The following is a 19,869-nucleotide window of genomic DNA, read 5'->3' as shown; positions in this document are numbered from 1 at the left end:
CCCCGCCGCCGCCCGGCGGAGGGGCGACGGCGGGGCTCTTCCGGGAGCCTGCGAGGTCACCCCTCCGTGCGGTACATCAGGTCCGTCTCGTACGTCGTGAAGCCGAGCCGCTCGTACACGCTGACGGCCGCCTCGTTGTCGGCGTCGACGTAGAGCATGGCGGTCGGGAGGCCCTGGGCGGCGAGGTGGGCGAGGCCGGTGGTGGTGAGGGCCTTGCCGAGGCCGGAGCCCTGGGCCTCGGGGGCGACGCCGACGACGTAGACCTCGCCGAGGCCCTCGTCGGCGTGGATCTTGGTCCAGTGGAAGCCGGCCAGGACGCCGTCGCGCTCGGCGAGGAAGAAGCCCTTCGGGTCGAACCACGGTTCGGCCATGCGGGCGTCCAGGTCGCGCTGGGTCAGGGAGCCCTGCTCGGGGTGGTGGGCGAAGGCGGCGGCGTTGACGGCGAGCCAGGCCGCGTCGTCCTCACCCGGGACGAAGGTGCGGACGGTGACGCCCTCCGGGTACGCCGACTCGTGCAGCGGCGGGACGGAGAGCGGGCGGCGCATCTGGCGCAGCTCGCGGAAGAGGCTCATCCCCAGCACCGTCGCCAGGTGGCGGGCGGCCGGGTGGCCGCCGTGCGCCCAGAGCCGCAGCGGGCCACCGGACGCCTCCAGCAGGGCGGTGCCCAGTGCCCGGCCGTGGCCGCGACCCCGGTGCGCGGGGTGGACGACCAGTTCGCCGGCGGGCGGCTCGACGGGGTCGGCGCCCTCCAGCTGGGCGTAACCGGCGAGCTGGCCGTCGGCGGTCAGCAGGAGGTGGCGTACGCCCTCGCGGCGGCCACCGCGCAGCTGGAGCCGGCCCTGTTCGGAGACGGCCTGCTGGCCGTCCTCGGCGGCGGCGTCGGCCAGCAGGGCCAGGACCGTGGCGGCCTGGTCCTCGGTGAGCTCGTCGGTGGTGTGGATCTGGCGGGAGGGCACGGGGGCCGCGGCGTCGCTGGTCATGGTCCCGAGGGTACGGCGGACGGGCCGCCGGGCCGCCGCATTCGGGGGCGTAACGGGCGTCCGGGGTGGCGCGCCGTCCGACGGCAACCTGTCCGTAACCGCAACCCCCTGTCGCGCTACGCGCGTTGACCCTAGGCTGCCGCTCGTATCCCAGACCACTCCCTCAGGGGGACGCATGTCAGCCACACCCCGCACGAGACGCCGTACCTGGCGCCTGGTGACCGGTACCGTCTCGCTGGCCGCCGTGGGCGCGCTGGTCGCCGCGATGCCGGCCGGGGCCCACGGGAAGCCCGGCCACGGCGGCGGCCACGACCACGGCAAGCCGGGCCACGGCCACGGCCGCACCGTCGACGTGCAGCTGCTCTCCTTCAACGACCTGCACGGCAACCTCGAACCCCCGGCCGGCTCCTCCGGCCAGGTCACCGAGGACCAGCACGACGGGACGACGAAGGCGATCGACGCGGGCGGCGCCGAGTACCTGGCGACCTCGCTGCGCACCGCGCGCAAGGGCAACCCGTACAGCGTCACGGCGGCCGCCGGTGACATGGTCGGCGCGAGCCCGCTGCTCTCCGGGCTCTTCCACGACGAGCCGACCATCGAGGCGCTCAACAAGATGAAGCTCGACGTCGCGGGCGTCGGCAACCACGAGTTCGACGAGGGCCGCGCCGAGCTCGACCGCCTCCAGAAGGGCGGCTGCCACCCCGAGGACGGCTGCTACACGGACGGTCGCACGTTCGAGGGCGCCGACTTCCCCTACCTCGCCGCCAACGTCACGGACGAGAAGACCGGCAAGCCGATCCTCAAGCCGTACACGGTGTGGAAGAAGAACGGCGTCAAGATCGGGTTCATCGGCGTCACCCTGGAGGGCACGCCGGACATCGTCTCGGCCGAGGGCGTCAAGGGGCTGAAGTTCCACGACGAGGTCGAGACGGTCAACAAGTACGCGCGGGAGCTGGAGCGCAAGGGCGTCAAGTCGATCGTGGCGCTGATCCACGAGGGCGGGGCCCCGGCCTCCAAGTCGTACAACTACGACTGTGACGCCTCCGGTGCCGGGGACGGCATCTCCGGCCCGATCGTCGACATCGCCAAGGGCATCACGCCGAAGGTCGACGCGCTCGTCACCGGCCACACCCACGAGGCGTACGTCTGCACGATCCCGGACCCGGCCGGCAAGCCGCGCACGGTCACCTCGGCCTCGTCCTTCGGCAAGCTCTACACCGACACGACGCTGACCTACGACCGGAAGACCAAGGACATCGTCCGCACCAGCGTCTCCTCGGCCAACCACGTCGTCACCCGGACCCAGCCGAAGGCCGAGGACATCACCCGGCTGATCTCCGACTGGAACGAGCTGGCCGCGCCGATCGCCGCCCAGCCCGTCGGCCACATCTCCGGCGACCTGCCCGGCCGGGGCGCGACCACCCCCGAGTCGCCGCTCGGTGACGTGATCGCCGACGCCCAGCTGGCCCACGCCAAGACCCTGGACGACACGGCGGTCCTCGCCCTGATGAACCCGGGCGGCATCCGCTCCGACCTGGTCTACAAGGCGTCCGGCAGCGAGGGCGACGGGGTGGTGACCTACGGCGAGGCGTTCACCGTCCAGCCGTTCAGCAACACGGTCAACCTCGTCACGCTCACCGGCGAACAGCTGGTCACCGCGCTGAAGCAGCAGGTCAGCGGGGGTAACGAGGCCTCCCCGAAGATCCTCCAGGTGTCGGAGGGGCTGACGTACACCCTCGACTACACCCAGTCCGGCGCCGACCGCGTCGTCGCCGACACCATCCGCCTGAACGGCGAGCCGATCGACCCGGCCGCCTCCTACCGCGTCGCGATGAACTCCTTCCTCGCGGGCGGCGGCGACGGCTTCGCGGCCCTCGGCGAGGGCACCGACCCACTCGTCGGCGCCGACGACCTGGCCGCCTTCAACGACTACCTGACGGCCACCACCTCGGCCGACAACCCGCTGGACCCGCCGAAGGCGGACCGGATCACGATCGTGAAGTAGGGCTCACGCCCACGACGCGAGGAGGGGCGCCCCCGGCAGGTCCGGTGGGCGCCCCTCACGCGTGCCAGGACCCGTGTCAGGCCGCGTCCGGTGCCGGGTTCCCGTAGTACGCGCCGGGCCCGTGCTTGCGCGTGTAATGCCGGTCCAGCAGATGCTGCGGCGGCTCCACCCGGCCGAGCGCCAGGGTGTGCAAGGCCATCTCGGCGACCGCCTCCAGGACCACCGCGTGCTCCAGCGAGGCCGTCGCCGTGGCGCCCCAGGTGAACGGCCCGTGGTGGGCGACGAGCGCGCCCGGGACCGCCTCCGCGCGGGCCTCGTCGCCGTCGAGCAGGTCGACCACGACCTGGCCGGTGTGGAACTCGTAGTCCCGGGCGCACTGTTCGGGGGTGAGGACGTCGGTCACCGGGACCGGGCCGTCGAAGGTGTCGGCGTGGGTGGTGCCGAGTACCGGTATCGCGCGCCGGGCCTGGGCGAAGGCGACGGCGTGGGTGGAGTGGGTGTGGGTGACGCCGCCGATGGCCGGAAAGGCGCGGTAGAGGCAGCGGTGCGTCTCGGTGTCGGTGGAGGGGCGCAGGGTGCCCTCGACCACGCGGCCGTCGTCCAGGGCGACCACGACCAGGTCGTCCTCGGTCAGCCGCTCGTACGGCACGCCCGAGGGCTTGATGACGAAGACGCCGGCCTCGCGGTCGACGCCGCTGACGTTGCCCCAGGTGAGGGTGGCGAGGCCGGTGGCGGGGATGCGCAGGTTGGCCTCCAGCACCTCGCGGCGCAGGGCGGCCCGCGCGGTGGCGGTCACAGCGGCAGGGCCAGGCGGTGGTACGCCTGGTTCCAGCGCAGTTCGCGGACGAACGTGCGGATACGGGTGTCGGCGTCGATCACGACCAGCTCGGTACGGAGCATTTCGGCCAGGTCGTCTATCGCCTCGGTGCCGAGAGCGGTGGTCAGCACGGTGTGGTGCGGGGCGCCGGCCGTCAGCCATGCCTCGGTGGAGGTTCGCAGGTCGGGGGCGGGGCGCCAGACCGCGCGCGCCACCGGAAGGGCGGGCAGCGGCTCGGGCGGGGTGACCACGTCGATCTCGTTGGCGACCAGCCGGAAGCGGTCGCCGAGGTCGGCGAGGCCGACGACGACGGCGGCGCCCGGATCGGCGTCGAAGACGAGCCGCACCGGGTCCTCCCGCCCGCCGATGCTCAGCGGATGGATCTCGCAGGACGGCCGGGAGCCGGTCAGCGAGGGGCAGACCTCCAGCATGTGCGCCCCGAGGATCACCTCCTGGCCGGGCGTGAGGTCGTACGTGTAGTCCTCCATGAAGGAGGTGCCTCCGGGCAGCCCCGCCCCCATCACCTTCAGGGTGCGCAGCAGCACCGAGGTCTTCCAGTCGCCCTCGCCGCCGAAGCCGTAGCCGTCGGCCATCAGGCGCTGCACGGCCAGCCCAGGCAACTGCCGCAGCCCGCCCAGGTCCTCGAAGTTGGTGGTGAAGGCGCGGAAGCCGCCCTCGGTGAGGAAGGCGCGCAGCCCGGCCTCGATCCGGGCCGCGTACCGCAGGGAGTCGTGGCGGGGCGCGCCCGGGCGCAGCTCGTCGGCGAGGGAGTACAGGTCGCCGTACTCCTCCACCAGCGCGTCCACGGTGGCCTCCTCGGCCCCGTCGACGGCGGCGGCCAGGTCGTTCACGGCGTACGCGTTGACGGAGACCCCGAAGCGTCGCTGGGCCTCGACCTTGTCGCCCTCGGTCACCGCGACGTCCCGCATGTTGTCGCCGAACCGGGCCAGCCGCAGCGTCGCCAGCTCCGCCCGCCCGGCCGCCGCCCGCGCCCAGGACTCGACGCGGGCGCCGACGGCCGGGTCCGCGACGTGCCCGGCGACCGTCTTACGGGCCACCCCGAGCCTGGTCTGCACGTGCCCGAACTCGCGGTCGCCGTGGGCGGCCTGGTTCAGGTTCATGAAGTCCATGTCGATGGTGGACCAGGGGAGCGCCTGGTTGGCCTGGGTGTGCAGGTGGAGCAGGGGCTTGCGCAGGGCGTCCAGGCCGGAGATCCACATCTTGGCCGGGGAGAAGGTGTGCATCCAGGCGACGAGGCCCGCGCAGCTGTCGTCGGCCTCCGCGTCCAGGCAGATCCGCCGGATCGCGGCGGCGTCGGCGAGGACCGGCTTCCAGACCAGGCGGGCGGGGAGCGAGGTGCGCTCGGCGAGGGTCCGGCAGATCTCGCGGGACTGGGCGGTGACCTGGGCCAGGGTCTCCTCGCCGTAGAGGGACTGGCTGCCGGTGAGGAACCAGATCTCGGACTCGGGCGGTGCGGGCGGGGTCATGGCGATGTGCTCCTCGTACGGGACGGGGCGGGGCGGGGCGAAACGGGGCGACGCGGACGGCGGGCTCAGGCGGGGGAGCCGGCGGTACGGGTGGCGGTCCGGGCGGTGTTGCGGATGCGGCGCAGGCGGTGCAGGAGGAGGTCCGGGCCGGTGCCGAAGTGGTCGTGCAGGGCGCGGTACTCGGCGAAGAGCGCGTCGTACGCGTCGGCCCGCGCCGCGTCCGGGAGGTAGGCGGCCCGCTCGACGCTGCCCATCGCGGCGGCCGCCGCCCGTACGTCCGGGTGGGCGCCGGCCGCGACGGCGGCGTGGATGGCGGAGCCGAGCGCCGGGCCCTGGTCGGAACCGGCCAGCGAGACGGGGCGGCGCAGCACGTCGGCGTGGATCTGCATGAGCAGCGGGTTCTTCTTCAGCCCGCCCGCCACGATGAACTCCTCCACCGGGACCCCGCCCTGCTCGAACGCCTCCACGATGACGCGCGTGCCGTACGCCGTCGCCTCCAGCAGGGCGCGGTAGACGTCCTCCGGGCGGGTGTCCAGGGTCAGGCCCGCGACCACACCGGAGAGGTGGTGGTCCACGAGGGTCGAGCGGTTGCCGTTCATCCAGTCCAGGGCCACCAACCCATGGGCTCCGACCGGCTGTTCGGCGGCCAGCCGGGTCAGGTACGCGTGCGCGTCCTCCCCGGCCGCCTCCGCCTCGGCCCGGTACTCCTCGGGCAGGCCCTGCCGCAGCCACCAGGCGAAGATGTCGCCGACGGCGCTCTGCCCGGCCTCGTAGCCGTAGGCGCCCGCGACGATGCCGCCGTCGACCACGCCGCAGATCCCCGGGACCTCGGCGAGGGCCGGGCCGCTGAGGACGTGGCAGGTGGAGGTGCCCATGATGGCGAGCAGCCGGCCGTTCTCCACGGCGCCGGCGGCGGGTGCGGTGACGTGCGCGTCGACGTTGCCGACGGCGACCGCGATGCCCTCGGGCAGGCCCGTCCAGGCGGCGGCCTCGGCGGTCAGCCCGCCCGCGTGGCCGCCGAGCGCGGAGAGCGGATGGGCCAGGCGGGTCGCCGGGAAGTCCGCGAACTCCGGGTGCAGCCCGGCCAGGAACTCCGGCGACGGGTACGTGCCGTCCTGGTGGATGCCCTTGTACCCGGCCGTGCAGGCGTTGCGCGACTCGGCCCCGGTCAGCTGCCAGACGATCCAGTCCGCCGCCTCGATCCAGCGCACGCAGGCCGCGTACACCTCCGGGTCCTCCTCCAGCACCTGGAGCGCCTTCGCGTACTGCCACTCCGCCGAGATCCGCCCCCCGTACCGCCCGATCCACGGCTCCCCGCGCTCGTGCGCCAGCGCGTTCAGCCGGTCGGCCTGGTCCTGCGCGGCGTGGTGCTTCCACAACTTGGGCCAGGCGTGCGGGCGTTCGGCCCACTCGGGCAGCAGGGCGAGCGGGGTGCCGTCGGCGGTGGCCGGGAGCACCGTGCAGGCGGTGAAGTCCGTCCCGATGCCGATCACGTGGCCCGGCTCGACCCCGGCCGCCGCCAGCGCCTCGGGAACGGCGTGCCGCAACACGTCCCGCCAGTCCTCCGGATGCTGAAGCGCCCAGTCCGGCGGCAACCCGGCCCCGCTCCCGGGCAGGGCCCGGTCGATCACTCCGTGCCGGTACTCGTGCACGGCCGTCCCCAACTCGGCCCCGTCCGCCACGCGGACGACCACGGCCCGCCCGGACAGCGTGCCGAAGTCGACACCGACGGTGCAGGGGGCGCCGGGGGCTCCCTGGGCAGGGGGTGCGGGGGTGTTCACGGGGCTGGCCTCCGGGGGTCGCTCGGGTGGCGGCGGGGTACCCGGATGATTGTTAGCGCTCACATTGGCGGGGGGCAAGGGGGGTGCGGGGAGGTTTCGGGTCCGCGTCGGGCGCGGCCGGTCCGGCGGCGTGGCTGCCGAGGCGCTCCATCACGGCCTCGGGGCGGACCAGCAGCTCCTATATCGTCGGCCGACACCGGAGGCCGTGGAGCGTGCGGCCTCGTGTCGCTGAGGAGTACGGCCATGAGCACTCCACCGAACGCCGGCGGCCTCCCGGAGGAGCTGCGGCGGACGCTCGGCGTGCCCGACGCCGTCATGATCGGCCTGGGGGCGATGATCGGCGCCGGTATCTTCGCCGCGCTCGCCCCGGCCGCACGCGCCGCCGGGTCCGGGCTGCTGATGGGTTTGGCCCTGGCGGCCGTCGTCGCCTACTGCAACGCCGCCTCCTCCGCGCGGCTCGCGGCCCGCTACCCCGCCTCCGGCGCACCTACGTGTACGGCCGCGAGCGCCTGGGCGAGTTCTGGGGCGTCCTGGCGGGCTGGGGCTTCGTCGTCGGGAAGACGGCCTCCTGCGCGGCGATGGCGCTCACCGTCGGCTCGTACGTGTGGCCCGGTCAGGAGCACGCGGTCGCGGTCGCCGCGGTGGTGGCGCTGACCGCGGTGAATTACACCGGGGTGCAGAAGTCCGCGCTGCTGACGAGGATCGTCGTGGCCGTGGTCCTGGCGGTGCTGGCCGCCGTGGTGGTGGCCGCCCTCACCTCCGGCACGGCGGATGGGGCCCGCCTGGACATCGGCTCGGACGCCACGGTGGGCGGAGTGCTCCAGGCGGCGGGGCTGCTGTTCTTCGCCTTCGCCGGCTACGCGCGCATCGCCACCCTGGGCGAGGAGGTCCGCGATCCGGCCCGCACGATCCCTCGGGCGATCCCGGTCGCGCTGGGCGTCACCCTCGTCGTGTACACGCTCGTCGCGGTCTCCGTCCTGATGGTGCTGGGGCCGGAGGGCCTGGCCCGGGCGACCGCGCCGCTGTCGGAGGCCGTGCGGGCCGCGGGCGCCGACTGGCTCGTGCCCGTCGTCCGCATCGGTGCGGCCGCCGCCGCACTCGGCTCCCTGCTCGCCCTGATCCTCGGCGTCTCGCGCACCATCCTGGCCATGGCCCGCGACCGGCACCTGCCGCCCGCCCTCGCAGCCGTCCATCCGAAGTTCCAGGTGCCCCACCGCGCCGAACTGCTCGTCGGCGCGGTCGTGGCCGTGGCCGCCGCGACGGCGGACCTGCGCGGGGCGATCGGGTTCTCCTCCTTCGGCGTCCTGGTCTACTACGCCGTCGCCAACGCCTCCGCCTGGACCCTCACTCCCGACGAGGGCCGGCCGAACCGCCTGATCCCCGCCGCCGGGCTGGCCGGCTGCCTCGTCCTGGCCTTCGCCCTGCCCCTCTCCTCGGTCGTCTCCGGCGCCGTGGTGCTCGCGCTGGGCACCGCGGTTCACGCGGTACGTCGCGCCCTCGGTGCGCGGGGGTGACCTGCCCGGCCCCGCGTCCCCGAGCGCCGGGCTGAGCGACGGGGGAGTCGCCGCCGCCGAGTGGGCTACGCGCTGGCTTGCAGGAATTCGGTCACGCCGGGGGCTTGCGAGTGCTCCTCGAAGCGAGGGCGTAGCCGCTGGATGAGGGTGACGCAGCGAGGGGCGCCGATGGTCCGGGCGAGAGTCAGGGAGTCGGTGGCCGCCACGGACGCTTCGTCGGCGTGGCCCTGGGCGAGGAGGCTGGAGGCGCGGTAGGAGAGGAAGACGGCCCGGGTCTTCGCCCGCGCGGGGGCCAGATGGCCGATGCCCCTGTCGATGAGCCGGTCACCTTCGCCGGTGTCGCCGAGGTCGACGAGGGCCTGGCCGGTGTCGACCTGGAGGTCTTCGGGGCCGAACCAGGCGCACCAGGCGGGGGCGGGGTCCGGGGTGGTCCGGTCGAGGTTGTGCTCGGCGGCGCGGAGCGAGGCGCGGCAGTCGGCGGCCTCGCCGAGCGCGGCCTGGGCGCGGGCGAGGCGGAGGTGGAGCAGGGCGCGGGCCGTGGGGTGCTCGGTGCGGGCGACGGCGTGCTGGAGGATCGTGGCGGCGGTAGCGGGGTCGTGGCGCCAGGTGGCTTGGTAGGCGAGGTCACTGACGATGCCGGCGCCGAGATCGCGGTCATGGGCGGCATGGGCGCTGTGGAGGGCACCGTGCCAGAGGCGGGCGGCGGCCGCGTGCTGGCCGGCGTCGAAGCGGGTCCAGCCGGCTGTCTGGGCGAGGCGGGCGCCGAGAGTGTGCAGGCGGGCGGCCTGGCCGGCGGTATAGGTGGCGTCGGCGATGAGGTCGGTGACGGTGGCGAGGTGGCCGTCGAGCGCGGCGAGGGTGTGCTGCCGCTGGTGGGTGATCATGCCGGCGAGACGGAGCCCGGATTCCTCCATGACATCGAGGAGGTCGGGGTCGAGCCGGCCACCGTCGAGGGAGCGGGCGAGGGCGGTCGGCTCGGTGGTCGCCCACTGGTGGGTGAGGCCGGTGAGGGCTGCGGTGGAGTAGGCGAGGAAAGTGCGGCGGTCCATATAGGTGCGCAGGGCCTCTCGTAGGGCTGGAGCGGTGCTGTGCCGGGTGAAGGGGTGAGGCTGTTCGCGGCCGGGGAGCCAGTCGGGCCACGGGGTGGCGGCGACGGCGCCGGGGTCCACGCCGAAGATCTCGGCGAGGTAGGACTGGGACTCCGCGTCCGGCCGGGCCCGTCCGGTCTCCCAGGCCCAGATCCGCTGTTTTTTGGTGCCGGACTGCAGACCGCGGCGCTCGGCCGCCCGGCGGACGCGGTCGGCGAGGTCGGGCTGGGTCCAGCCGGCCTGGATGCGGGCGTACGCCAGGGGGTGACGGATCAGGTCGTGATCGTCCACGAGCATCCCTCCCGAGAGTGACGAACGATCTACAGATCGTGAAGGCACGGGGGTACCGCGAGGGTACCGGCAACTCCTGTTCCGTGGTCGCTGGTTGGCGTGTACTGGCGGTGTCGGGACGCCACCGGGGCGGACCGCCGAACGCCAGGAGGGTCCCGTGACCAACCCCACCAGCACTTCGCTCACCGCCGTCACCGCCACCGACGACGCCATGTCCGTCGACCTCGGCGACGCCGCCGACCTGACGCTGGGCGGCGACAACGACTCCTCCGAGAACAAGCAGAGCCCGTACAGCCACTGACACCGGTGGTTCGGCCCCCTCGCGTCCGGCGTGCGAGGGGGCCGCTCCGTGAAGGGAGGCGCCGGTGAGCAGCACGGAGAGATGGACGGGCGGGGGACAGCCCGGCGGTACCGGCCCCGCAGTCGTGTCGCAGGGCGCGCGGGTGCGCTGGTCCGATCCGCTCTGGTGGACGGCGGGAAACTGGGCCGGCCGGCTGCTGTGCCTGGATGCCGGGGAGTCCACCCGCATCGCGGTCTTCGGCGCGAGCGAGGCCGGGGCCGCCGGCCTGGCCCGGGCCCTGGCCGCCCCCGACCTCGGTGCGGCCGTACGCGGGTGGCCGGGGGCTTTCGGAGTGGTGCGGGCGGTGGACGGCCGGGTCGAGGTGCTCGCCGACGCGGTCGGCACAGTGCCGGTGTACTGGACGAGTACCGCGACCGGCATCGTGTGGTCGACGCACGCCAGGGCCCTGGCTGCCCTGGCCGGCGACGGGCCGGACCTCGCGTGGTTGGGGGCATACCTACGCGACCAGCGGGCCCCGGCGGCCTGTTCCGCGTTCGCCGGCGTGCACCGCGTACCACCGGGCCACCGCCTGGTCCTCACCGAGCGGGGCGCGAGCGTCTCGCCCTGGTGGTCGGTGCCGCACCCGGATCGCTACGAGGTGGCCGTGGCGCGGCTGCGGACGGCGCTGACGGGCGCAGTCCGGGTGCGCGTTGGCTCCGGGAAGCCGGTCTCGACCGACCTCGCCGGCATGGACTCCACGACCCTGACGGTGCTGGCCGAGCGGTACGGGCCGGTCAACGGCGTCACCGCCCACCCCCGGGGTGTCACGGCCGGCGGCGACCTGGACTTCGCGCGCACCCTGTCCCTGCCGCAGCTCACCCGCCGCACCTTCGAACTGACCGACGAGCACCTGCCCTTTGCGGAGGCAGAACTGCCCGCGACTGACCAGCCGCCGTTGTCCGCGCACCTGTGGGGGATGTTCTCCGCGCAGCTCGCGGCCGCACGTCCGGTACACCTGACCGGCGACGGCGGCGACCACCTCTTCCAGCCCGCCCCCACCCACCTCGCCGACCTCGTCGCCCATGGCCGGCTTCTGCACGCCGCCCGGGACGCCGCACAGTGGGCCCGCGCCCGACGGATCAGCCCGGTCCCGGTGCTGAGGCACGCCATCGCCCGCGATGTCGCCGCCCTCGGAGCGTCCGGGGCCGGCGCCGCCGCGTCTTGGCTGACGCCCGGCACCGCCTACGACCGGGACCCCGTCGACCGGACAGCAGCCGCCGCGCTCACCGACAGCCTGCGCGCGGCCGCCCGGCGCGCCCAGGCTGACACCGAACTCGCCGCCTCGGTCGGCGTGGAGCTGCACAACCCGTACCACGATGCGGCCGTCCTGGACGCCGTCCTGGCCGCCCGCTCCTGGGAGCGGGTCAGCTCCACCCGTTACAAGCCCATGCTGGTCGACGCCTTCGGTGACCTTCTCCCGGCCCGCCATCGTGACCGCACCACCAAGGGCACCTTCGAGACCAGCTTCCACGCGGGTGTCCGCGCCCGGCTCCCCCACCTCCTCGACCACTGCGACGGGCACCTCGCCGCCCTCGGCCTCATCCGCCCCGAGCAACTCCGCGCAGCCCTCCACAGGGCCGCCCTCGGCGCCCGGACGCCGTGGCGGGCGATCCTCGCCGTGTACGGCGCCGAGGTCTGGCTGCGCGCCGTCGGCAACGCCCCCGCTCCCACCTGGGCCGTTCTCGCCCCCGCCCGGAGGATGCCGTGACCGCGCCCCGCCTGCCGCGCCGAGCCTGGGTCGGCACCGGCCACGCCCACATCGAGGTCGACTACGCGCACGGCCGCGTCGTCCTCCACCCTCCCGCCACCCCTGTTCCGCCGGACGCAGTCCTGCACACGCGCGAGGTGAGTGCGCCCTCCTGGGGAACCAGCGAGCTGGACGCCGTCCTCACCCTGGCTCCGCCTGCCCCCCGGCGCTGGAAGGCAGCCGCCCTGCTCGCGACCGCTGCCACCGCCACCGTCCTGCTCTGCGGCCGCCGCCACAGGCGCCTGGCCCGGCTCGCCAGGCTCGCCGCGATCGGGCACCGTCTTGCCGCCGCCGACCCCGGCCAGGCCACCCACGCCGTACGAGCCGCCCGCTGGGCCGGACGCCTCCTCCCCGCCCGCTGGGCCTGCCTGGAGGAGTCCGTCACCGCCGCCGTGGCCCTCGCCGTCGCCGGACGCGGCGCGCACTGGCACCACGGCGTCGCGACCGACCCCGTGCGGCTGCACGCCTGGATAGCATCTCCCGACGGCAACCCCGTCGAAGAACCCCCCTCCACCGGCGCCTACACCACCACCCACACCGTCCGCCGACCCCGAAGGACGCCGTGACCGACCTCCCGCAGTTCCTGCTCACGGGCGACCGCCTCGCCCTCACCCAGCCCACCCGGGGTCACCTGGAGACCTACCACCGCTGGGAGAACGACCCCGGCACCATCCACGCGTACGGCAACCACTTCCCCCAGGCGTGGGAGGTCCGCGTCGCCGGCTGGGACCGGCAGCGCGCCAACGAGCGCTACCGCCAGTTCGAGGTCGCTCTGGCCGACACCGGAGCTCCCGTCGGGATGACCACCCTCGCCGTCAACCCCTACGTCAACACCGCTGAGTACACCCTCCTCATCGGCCCCGAACACCGCCGCCAGGGCTACGCCGCCGAGGCCACCCGGCTCACTCTGGAGTGGGCGTTCGCCCGCGCCGCGCTCCGCGCCGTCTGGCTCAAGGTCCTGACCCCGAACACCTCGGCGATCCGCGCCTACACCGAGGCAGGCTTCCAGGAGGCCGGCCGCCTCCGCGCCGCGGGCTACTGGAACGGCCAGCCCGTCGACGAACTCCTCATGGACGCCCTGGCCGACGACCATCGCGGGAACGGGGCGCTGTCCGACCGCACATGACGCCCGGCCCGCGCCATGGCATGGGTCCGGACCGCTCCGGTGCGCATGCCCCGCTCACCACTCCGCCACCCCCCGCGTGCTCCCCCGAACGATCAACTGCGGTTCCACCAGCAGATGCTCGTTCCCGTCGGCCCGCCCCTCGATGTGGTCGACGAGCAGCCGAATGCTCTTCCGCCCGATGGACCCGAAGTCCTGGCGGACCGTGGTGAGCGGGGGCGGGAAGAACTCGGCCTCGGGGATGTCGTCGAAGCCGGCGACGGCGACGCGTTCCGGGGTGCGGACGCCGGCTTCGCGCAGGGCGCGGAGGACGCCGAGGGCCATCTGGTCGTTGGCGACGAAGACGGCGGTGACGCCGGGGCCCCGGCCGGACAGGACGTGGCCGGCGAGTTCCTGGCCGGCCCGGTAGCCGGAGAGGGGGCTCCAGTCGCCCTGGAGCGGGGGCGGGGCGTCGATGCCGCGTTCGCGCAGGACGGCGCGCCAGCCGGCGGTGCGGGCCTCGCTCTCGGACCAGCCGTCCGGCCCCGCCACGTGCCAGACCGTGGCGTGCCCGGCGGCGAGCAGGTGCTCGGTGACCATGCGGGCGCCCGATTCCTGGTCGAGGGAGACGGCGGGCAGTCCGAGCTGGTCGCCGCCCTCGACGCTGACCACGGGGAACGGGGCGTCCAGGCGGGCGAGCGCCTGCCCGGTGGCGCGCTGCGGAGTGAGCGCGACGACGCCTTCCACGCCCCAGGAGGAGAGGTGGTCGACGGCGTCCTTGAGCCCTTGGCGCCCGTCGCCGCGCAGGGTGACGGCCGAGACGAGGTACCCCTCGTCGCGGGCGGCCTCGTGGAGCCCGGCCATGGTGCTGGCGGGACCGTAGAGCGTGGTGTTGACGGCGATGACGCCCAGCGTGCGGGTGCGGCGGGTGACCAGGGCGCGGGCGGCGGGGTTGCGGCGGTAGCCGAGGCGGTCGACGGCGGCGGTGACCTGGGCGCGGGTGGCGGGCCGTACGTGCGGGTGGCCGCTGAGGACGCGGGAGACCGTCTGGTGGGAGACGCCCGCCTCACGGGCCACGTCGGCCATCGTCGGCGGCCGGGAGACTTCCGCGGACCGGGCCACGCGGGCCTCCCCTCTCGCTGGGACGCGCGCGATCCGGCCGGATCGCGGTCTGGTGTCGATGCCGAAAAAGCGTATCCCCCATCTTGTATCACCCGTGTGTGAGCGCTAACAATCGTGCCTTGCCGGGAGAGGGACGACGACCCGGCAGCCCCGCCCATCGCCCCCACCACGGGATTGCCAGGGAGAGACATGACGAAGGCCCGAGCCGCCACGACCGCCGCAGCGGTGACCGCCTGCTGCGCCCTCCTGCTGACCGCCTGCGGCCAGGACAGTACGGGCGGCAGCAAGGAGGAGAAGGGGAAGAAGAAGCAGACCATCGGGGTGGCGATGCCCACCAAGTCGTCCGAGCGCTGGATAGCCGACGGCCGGAACATGACGAAGATCCTGGAGAAGGCGGGCTACGGCACCACGCTCCAGTACGGCGAGGACGACCCGGACCAGCAGGTCGCGCAGATCGAGAACATGATCACGCAGGGCGTGGACGCCCTGGTCATCGCGGCCATCAACGGCGAGGCCCTCTCCAACGTCCTCCAGCAGGCCGCCGACGCCGACATCCCCGTCATCTCCTACGACCGGCTGATCCTCGGCTCCCCGCACGTCGACTACTACGCCTCCTTCGACAACGAGAAGGTCGGCCGCCTCCAGGGCGAGTACCTGGTGGAGAAGCTGGGGCTGGACAAGGACGGCGGGGAAGGGGCGGAGAAGGGCCCGTTCAACATCGAGCTGTTCGCCGGGTCGAACGACGACAACAACACCCGCTACTTCTTCAACGGCGCGATGGAGGTCCTCAAGCCGTACCTGGACAAGAAGCAGCTGGTGGTCCGCTCCCAGCAGACCAAGCTCAACCAGGTGACCACCCTGCGCTGGGACGGCGGTACCGCCCAGAAGCGGATGGACGACCTGCTGACCTCGGCGTACTCGAAGGAGCGGGTGGACGCGGTGCTGTCGCCGTACGACGGCATCTCGATCGGCATCCTCTCGGCGCTCAAGTCGGACGACTACGGGTCGAAGGCGAAGCCGCTGCCGGTCGTCACCGGGCAGGACGCCGAGGTGTCCTCGGTGAAGTCGATCATCGCCGGGGAGCAGACCCAGACCGTCTACAAGGACACCCGCGAACTGGCCAGGATCGCCGCCGAGATGGTCGACGCGGTGCTCGGCGGGGACGAGCCGGAGATCAACGACGACAAGACGTACGACAACGGCGAGAAGGTCGTCCCCGCCCACCTGCTGGAGCCGGTCAGCGTCGACAAGTCCAACTACCAGGAGATCCTGGTCGACTCGGGCTACCTCGACGCCGAGGACCTGGGATGAGTTCCACGACCGTCCTGGAGATGCGCTCCATCGTGAAGCGCTTCACCGGCGTCACGGCGCTGGCCGACGTCACCCTCTCCGTCCGGCGCGGCGAGATCCACGCCCTGTGCGGGGAGAACGGCGCGGGCAAGTCGACGCTGATGAAGGTCCTCTCCGGCGTGCACCCGCACGGGAGTTACGAGGGCCAGGTGCTCTTCGACGGTGAGGAGTGCCGGTTCAAGGACATCCGGGCCAGCGAGCGGCGCGGGATCGTCATCATCCACCAGGAGCTGGCGCTCGTCCCGCACCTGTCGATCGCCGAGAACATCTTCCTCGGCAACGAGCCCTCCCGGCGCGGCGTCATCGACTGGGACCAGGCGCTCAGCGGCGCCGCCCGGCTGCTGCGCCGGGTCGGCCTGGACGAGCACCCCCGGACCCGGGTCAGTGACATCGGTGTCGGCAAGCAGCAGCTGGTGGAGATCGCCAAGGCCCTGGCCAAGGACGTGAAGCTGCTCATCCTGGACGAGCCGACGGCGGCGCTCAACGACGAGGACAGTGCCCAACTCCTGCGACTGATGAAGGAGTTGCAGGAGCAGGGCATCACCTCGATCATCATCTCGCACAAGCTCAACGAGATCTCCGAGGTCGCCGACTCGGTCACCGTGCTGCGCGACGGCCGCTCCGTGGAGACCCTCGACGTGCACGCGCCGGAGACCACCGAGGAGCGCGTCATCCGCGGCATGGTCGGCCGCGACCTCGGCAGCCGCTTCCCCGACCGCACCCCCTACGAGGGGCCGCGCGACAGCGAACCGGCGCTGGAGATCCGCGACTGGACCGTCCGCCACCCCGTCGACCACCACCGCCGGGTCGTGGACGGTGTCTCGCTCACCGTCCGCCGGGGCGAGATCGTCGGCCTCGCCGGTCTGATGGGCGCGGGCCGCACCGAACTGGCGATGAGCGTCTTCGGCCGCAGCTACGGACGGTACGAGCGCGGCACCGTGCACAAGGACGGCCGCGAGATCCGTACCCGCACCGTCCCGGAGGCGGTCGCGCGCGGCCTCGCGTACGTCACCGAGGACCGCAAGCGGTACGGGCTCGACCTCGGCGACACCGTGGCCCGCAACATCTCGCTCTCCTCGCTGCCCGACCTCGCCCGGGGCGGCATCGTCGACGCCCACCGGGAGCGGCAGGTCGCCGAGGAGTACCGGCGGGTCATGAACATCAAGACCCCCGACGTCCTGGAGCCGGTCGGCCGGCTCTCCGGTGGCAACCAGCAGAAGATCGTGCTGAGCAAGTGGGTGCTGTCCGGGCCCGACGTGCTGATCCTGGACGAGCCGACGCGCGGCGTCGACGTCGGCGCCAAGTTCGAGATCTACGGCGTGATCGACCGGCTCGCCGCCGAGGGCAAGGCGATCCTGATGATCTCCTCCGAGCTGCCCGAACTCCTCGGCATGTGCGACCGGGTGTACACCATGGCCGCCGGCCGGCTCACCGGCGAGGTGGCCCGCGCCGACGCCTCCCAGGAAGTCCTCATGCGCCACATGACGCGCGTCCCGTCCGCCGCCGGCACCGACCCCAGTGAAGGGCACCACCCATGAGCAGCGAAGCGACCACCCAGCCCGAGGCGCCGGCGGGCGCCCCGGAACGCGGAAAGGGCCGCGGGCTCGGCACGATGCTGCTGGACGCCGTCCGGCAGAACTCCCGCCAGTACGGGATGCTCTTCGCGCTCGGGCTGATCGTCGTCCTCTTCCAGATCTGGACCGGCGGCGACCTCCTGCTGCCGCGCAACGTCTCCAACCTGGTCCTCCAGAACAGCTACATCCTGATCCTCGCCATCGGGATGATGATCGTCATCATCGCGGGCCACATCGACCTGTCGGTGGGCTCCCTGACGGCGCTGGTCGGCGCGGTCGCGGCCGTGCTCATGGTGCAGCAGCAGATCCCGTGGCCCGTCGCGGTCGCCCTCACGCTGCTGATGGGCGCCGCCGCCGGGGCCCTGCAAGGCTTCTTCATCGCGTACATCGGCATCCCGTCGTTCATCGTGACGCTGGCCGGGATGCTGCTCTTCCGGGGGCTCACGGAGATCTTCCTCGACGGGCAGACCATGGGCCCGTTCCCCTCCGGCCTCCAGAAGGTGGCCAACGGCTTCCTGCCCGAGGTCGGTCCGGCCACCAACTACCACAACCTCACCCTCCTCCTCGGCCTCGTGCTGATCGTCTTCGTGGTCTTCCAGGAGGTCCGCGACCGGCGCCGGCAGCGGGAGTTCTCCCTCCAGGAGGTCCCGCCGACCCTCTTCGCGCTGAAGCTGGCCGCCCTGGTCGCGGTCATCCTCGTCGCCACCCTGCTGCTCGCCAGCTACAAGGGCGCCCCGGTGGTCCTGCTGATCCTCGCCGCCCTCCTCGTCGGCTTCGGCTACGTGATGCGGAACGCGGTCGCAGGGCGCCACGTCTACGCGATCGGCGGCAACCTCGGCGCCGCCAAGCTCTCCGGCGTCAAGGACAAGCGGGTCACCTTCGCGGTCTTCCTCAACATGGGCGTCCTCGCCGCCCTCGCGGGGCTGGTCTTCGCCGCCCGGTTCAACGCCGCCTCGCCCAAGGCCGGCATCAACTTCGAACTGGAGGCGATCGCCGCCGCGTTCATCGGCGGCGCCTCGATGAGCGGCGGCGTCGGCACCGTCCTCGGCGCCATCATCGGCGGCCTGGTCCTCGGCGTCCTCAACAACGGCATGAACCTCGTGGGCGTCGGCACCGACTGGCAGCAGGTCATCAAGGGCCTGGTGCTGCTCGCCGCCGTCGGCTTCGACGTCTGGAACAAGCGCCGCGCGGGCGGCTGAGGCCACCGGTCCGTACCCCCGGCACGCGGCACCCCCCCCCGCGTGCCGGGGCCGTGTGGAATACCTCGCATTCCCCGAGGTACCGGAAGCCGAAGTTGCGGGTGGTGGCGGGGTGCGTGGTGGGATGACGCGATGCGTTCCCCCCACCGCATGACCCAGGACACCGACCGTTCACCCGAGGCCCCGGCCCCCACCGAGGCGCCCGCCACCCCCGCACCGCGCTACGGCCCGTACGACTCCAACCCCGAGTGGGACAACCCGTACGAGCAGCTCGCCGGGCTCGACGACCGGGCCGTGGACACCTTCCTCCAGAAGGACCCGGACGCCTTCGACGCCTTCGAGACCGGCGAGCCCCCGGCCTACGAGCCGCCCCCGGCCACCCCGCCGAGGCGCCGCCGCCCCCGCGGACGCAGCCCCTTCCGGCGCGCGCTGGGCCACCTGAGCTGGGGCGCCAAGATCACCGTGGGCATCCTCGTCCTCGCCGCCTTCCTCACCCTCGGCGACCGCTGGGTGGTCCTCTACGCCGAGAACAAGGCGGAGGAGTCGCTGAAGCAGTCGATGGACCTCACCGCCGCCCCCGAGGTCGACATCGACGGCTTCCCCTTCCTCACCCAGGTCGCCGCCCGCCGCCTCGACACCGTCCACCTCACCGTCCCCGACGTCGCCGCCGGACGCGTCTCGCTCGCCGAGGTCTCCGCCACCGGCCACGACGTGCGGATATCCGGGGAGGGACTGACCGGCATCGACGGCGCCGACATCGGCGGCGTCGACGGCGAGGTCCGGCTCTCCTTCGACGACCTCGGCCGCGAACTCGGCGCCTCCCAGGTCACCTTCACCGGCAAGGGCACCGACCGGGTCCTCGCCCGCGGCACCCTGCCCGTGGCCGGCCACGAACTCGCCCTGCGCGCCGACGCGTCGATCCGCCGCGACGGCGACCGGGGTGTCTCCACCGAGGTCACCGGCATGCGCCTGGACATCGGCGACCTCGCCGTCTTCCGTCCCGGCACCGGCCCGGACGACGGCCTCCACCTCACCCCGAGCAGCCTGAAGAAGCTCACGGACGAGACGGCCAAGGCCAAGGCCCTGCTCTCGGTCCCGGCCATCGTCCACGCCCTCGGCGTCCCCGACGCCCACATCCGCGCGGCCCTCGACAACGACCGCAAGCTCGCCGATCTCCTGGGCACCCCCGCCGTCGTCGACGACCTCCTCGCCGTCAACCTGGTCGACCTCGCCGCCACCCACCCCGACGTCCTCCGCCGCCTCGGCATCGACCCGGGCCTCCTCGACGCCCTCACCGACCTCACCCGCCCCCAGCTCGCCGACCGCCTGACCCTCGGCTTCACCCTTCCCGAACTCCCCGGCGAGGGCGACGTACGCCTGCGGGACGTGCGGGTGGAACCGGACGGCATCCTGGTGCGGCTGGAGGGGACGGGGGTCAGCTTCGGCAAGTAGGCGGCGGGGAAGAGGGCAGG

General features: G+C 73.3%; 15 protein-coding genes and 1 pseudogene. 10 read left to right on the top strand and 6 right to left on the bottom strand.

Annotated elements, in window-relative coordinates; genetic code table 11:
* Positions 1-56 precede the first annotated feature (56 nt).
* Positions 57-980, bottom strand: a complete 924-nt coding sequence (gene mshD, locus OIM89_RS13650) for a mycothiol synthase (RefSeq protein ID WP_030699474.1) — start codon at positions 978-980, stop codon at positions 57-59.
* 175 nt (positions 981-1,155) lie between these two features.
* Between mshD and OIM89_RS13645 the strand changes: the two genes are divergently transcribed.
* Positions 1,156-2,985, top strand: coding sequence for a bifunctional metallophosphatase/5'-nucleotidase (locus OIM89_RS13645; protein ID WP_264491298.1), 1,830 nt, complete (start codon positions 1,156-1,158; stop codon positions 2,983-2,985).
* A gap of 76 nt (positions 2,986-3,061) precedes the next feature.
* Here OIM89_RS13645 and araD read toward each other — a convergent pair whose 3' ends face one another.
* From araD to araB, 3 genes are all read right to left on the bottom strand, one after another.
* The gene (araD, locus tag OIM89_RS13640) at positions 3,062-3,781 is read right to left on the bottom strand and encodes an L-ribulose-5-phosphate 4-epimerase AraD (protein ID WP_151168653.1); all 720 of its coding nucleotides are present in this window, start codon (positions 3,779-3,781) and stop codon (positions 3,062-3,064) included.
* Positions 3,778-5,289, bottom strand: coding sequence for an L-arabinose isomerase (gene araA / locus OIM89_RS13635; RefSeq protein WP_047465987.1), 1,512 nt, complete (start codon positions 5,287-5,289; stop codon positions 3,778-3,780). The genes araD and araA overlap by 4 nt, the downstream gene beginning before the upstream one ends.
* Positions 5,290-5,354: 65 nt before the next feature.
* Positions 5,355-7,070 carry a ribulokinase gene (araB, locus tag OIM89_RS13630; protein ID WP_030699478.1) on the bottom strand — a complete coding sequence of 572 codons (1,716 nt, stop codon included), beginning with the start codon at positions 7,068-7,070 and terminating at the stop codon, positions 5,355-5,357.
* A 243-nt stretch (positions 7,071-7,313) separates the two neighbouring features.
* Between araB and OIM89_RS13625 the strand changes: the two are divergent.
* Positions 7,314-8,584, top strand: a pseudogene (locus tag OIM89_RS13625) (APC family permease).
* A 65-nt stretch (positions 8,585-8,649) separates the two neighbouring features.
* Here OIM89_RS13625 and OIM89_RS13620 read toward each other — a convergent pair.
* Positions 8,650-9,969: a helix-turn-helix domain-containing protein gene (locus OIM89_RS13620; RefSeq protein ID WP_264491297.1), complete on the bottom strand. Its 1,320-nt coding sequence runs from the start codon at positions 9,967-9,969 to the stop codon at positions 8,650-8,652.
* A gap of 151 nt (positions 9,970-10,120) precedes the next feature.
* Here OIM89_RS13620 and OIM89_RS13615 point away from each other — a divergent pair, with 151 nt between their 5' ends.
* From OIM89_RS13615 to OIM89_RS13600, 4 genes are all read left to right on the top strand, one after another.
* Positions 10,121-10,264: an albusnodin family lasso peptide gene (locus OIM89_RS13615; RefSeq protein ID WP_204369276.1), complete on the top strand. Its 144-nt coding sequence runs from the start codon at positions 10,121-10,123 to the stop codon at positions 10,262-10,264.
* A 64-nt stretch (positions 10,265-10,328) separates the two neighbouring features.
* Positions 10,329-12,011 (top strand): albusnodin/ikarugamycin family macrolactam cyclase, encoded by a 1,683-nt coding sequence (locus OIM89_RS13610; RefSeq protein WP_226964173.1) that lies wholly within the window; start codon positions 10,329-10,331, stop codon positions 12,009-12,011.
* Positions 12,008-12,616 carry a lasso peptide biosynthesis B2 protein gene (locus OIM89_RS13605; RefSeq protein WP_047465975.1) on the top strand — a complete coding sequence of 203 codons (609 nt, stop codon included), beginning with the start codon at positions 12,008-12,010 and terminating at the stop codon, positions 12,614-12,616. The genes OIM89_RS13610 and OIM89_RS13605 overlap by 4 nt, the downstream gene beginning before the upstream one ends.
* Positions 12,613-13,176 (top strand): GNAT family N-acetyltransferase, encoded by a 564-nt coding sequence (locus OIM89_RS13600; RefSeq protein ID WP_047465972.1) that lies wholly within the window; start codon positions 12,613-12,615, stop codon positions 13,174-13,176. The genes OIM89_RS13605 and OIM89_RS13600 overlap by 4 nt, the downstream gene beginning before the upstream one ends.
* A 54-nt stretch (positions 13,177-13,230) precedes the next feature.
* Here the strand turns inward: OIM89_RS13600 and OIM89_RS13595 are convergent, their stop codons facing one another.
* Positions 13,231-14,274, bottom strand: coding sequence for a LacI family DNA-binding transcriptional regulator (locus OIM89_RS13595; protein WP_047465967.1), 1,044 nt, complete (start codon positions 14,272-14,274; stop codon positions 13,231-13,233).
* Positions 14,275-14,463: 189 nt separating this feature from the next.
* On the opposite strand from OIM89_RS13595, the gene chvE reads away from it, so the two are divergent.
* The 4 genes from chvE to OIM89_RS13575 all read left to right on the top strand — a co-directional run bounded on the left by chvE (position 14,464) and on the right by OIM89_RS13575 (position 19,849).
* On the top strand, positions 14,464-15,585 hold the full coding sequence (gene chvE / locus OIM89_RS13590; protein WP_030699481.1) for a multiple monosaccharide ABC transporter substrate-binding protein: 1,122 nt from the start codon (positions 14,464-14,466) through the stop codon (positions 15,583-15,585).
* Complete coding sequence (gene mmsA, locus OIM89_RS13585; protein WP_030699482.1) at positions 15,582-17,162, top strand: multiple monosaccharide ABC transporter ATP-binding protein; 1,581 nt, start codon at positions 15,582-15,584, stop codon at positions 17,160-17,162. The genes chvE and mmsA overlap by 4 nt, the downstream gene beginning before the upstream one ends.
* The gene (gene mmsB, locus OIM89_RS13580) at positions 17,159-18,397 is read left to right on the top strand and encodes a multiple monosaccharide ABC transporter permease (RefSeq protein ID WP_030699483.1); all 1,239 of its coding nucleotides are present in this window, start codon (positions 17,159-17,161) and stop codon (positions 18,395-18,397) included. The genes mmsA and mmsB overlap by 4 nt, the downstream gene beginning before the upstream one ends.
* Before the next feature lie 132 nt (positions 18,398-18,529).
* On the top strand, positions 18,530-19,849 hold the full coding sequence (locus OIM89_RS13575) for a DUF2993 domain-containing protein (protein WP_226964175.1): 1,320 nt from the start codon (positions 18,530-18,532) through the stop codon (positions 19,847-19,849).
* The last annotated feature ends 20 nt before the right edge of the window (positions 19,850-19,869 follow it).

It is taken from the genome of Streptomyces sp. BI87 (genome assembly GCF_025957665.1).
Lineage (GTDB): Bacteria > Actinomycetota > Actinomycetes > Streptomycetales > Streptomycetaceae > Streptomyces > Streptomyces albidoflavus.
Note: the sequence above shows the minus strand (reverse complement) of the source record. Positions and strands in the feature narration are given on the sequence as shown.

Coding starts and splice junctions, on each gene's coding strand:
- mshD (WP_030699474.1), bottom strand. CDS start 980: ATGACCAGCGACGCCGCGGCCCCCGTGCCCTCCCGCCAGATCCACACC.
- OIM89_RS13645 (WP_264491298.1), top strand. CDS start 1,156: ATGTCAGCCACACCCCGCACGAGACGCCGTACCTGGCGCCTGGTGACC.
- araA (WP_047465987.1), bottom strand. CDS start 5,289: ATGACCCCGCCCGCACCGCCCGAGTCCGAGATCTGGTTCCTCACCGGC.
- OIM89_RS13620 (WP_264491297.1), bottom strand. CDS start 9,969: ATGCTCGTGGACGATCACGACCTGATCCGTCACCCCCTGGCGTACGCC.
- chvE (WP_030699481.1), top strand. CDS start 14,464: ATGACGAAGGCCCGAGCCGCCACGACCGCCGCAGCGGTGACCGCCTGC.
- mmsA (WP_030699482.1), top strand. CDS start 15,582: ATGAGTTCCACGACCGTCCTGGAGATGCGCTCCATCGTGAAGCGCTTC.
- mmsB (WP_030699483.1), top strand. CDS start 17,159: ATGAGCAGCGAAGCGACCACCCAGCCCGAGGCGCCGGCGGGCGCCCCG.
- OIM89_RS13575 (WP_226964175.1), top strand. CDS start 18,530: ATGCGTTCCCCCCACCGCATGACCCAGGACACCGACCGTTCACCCGAG.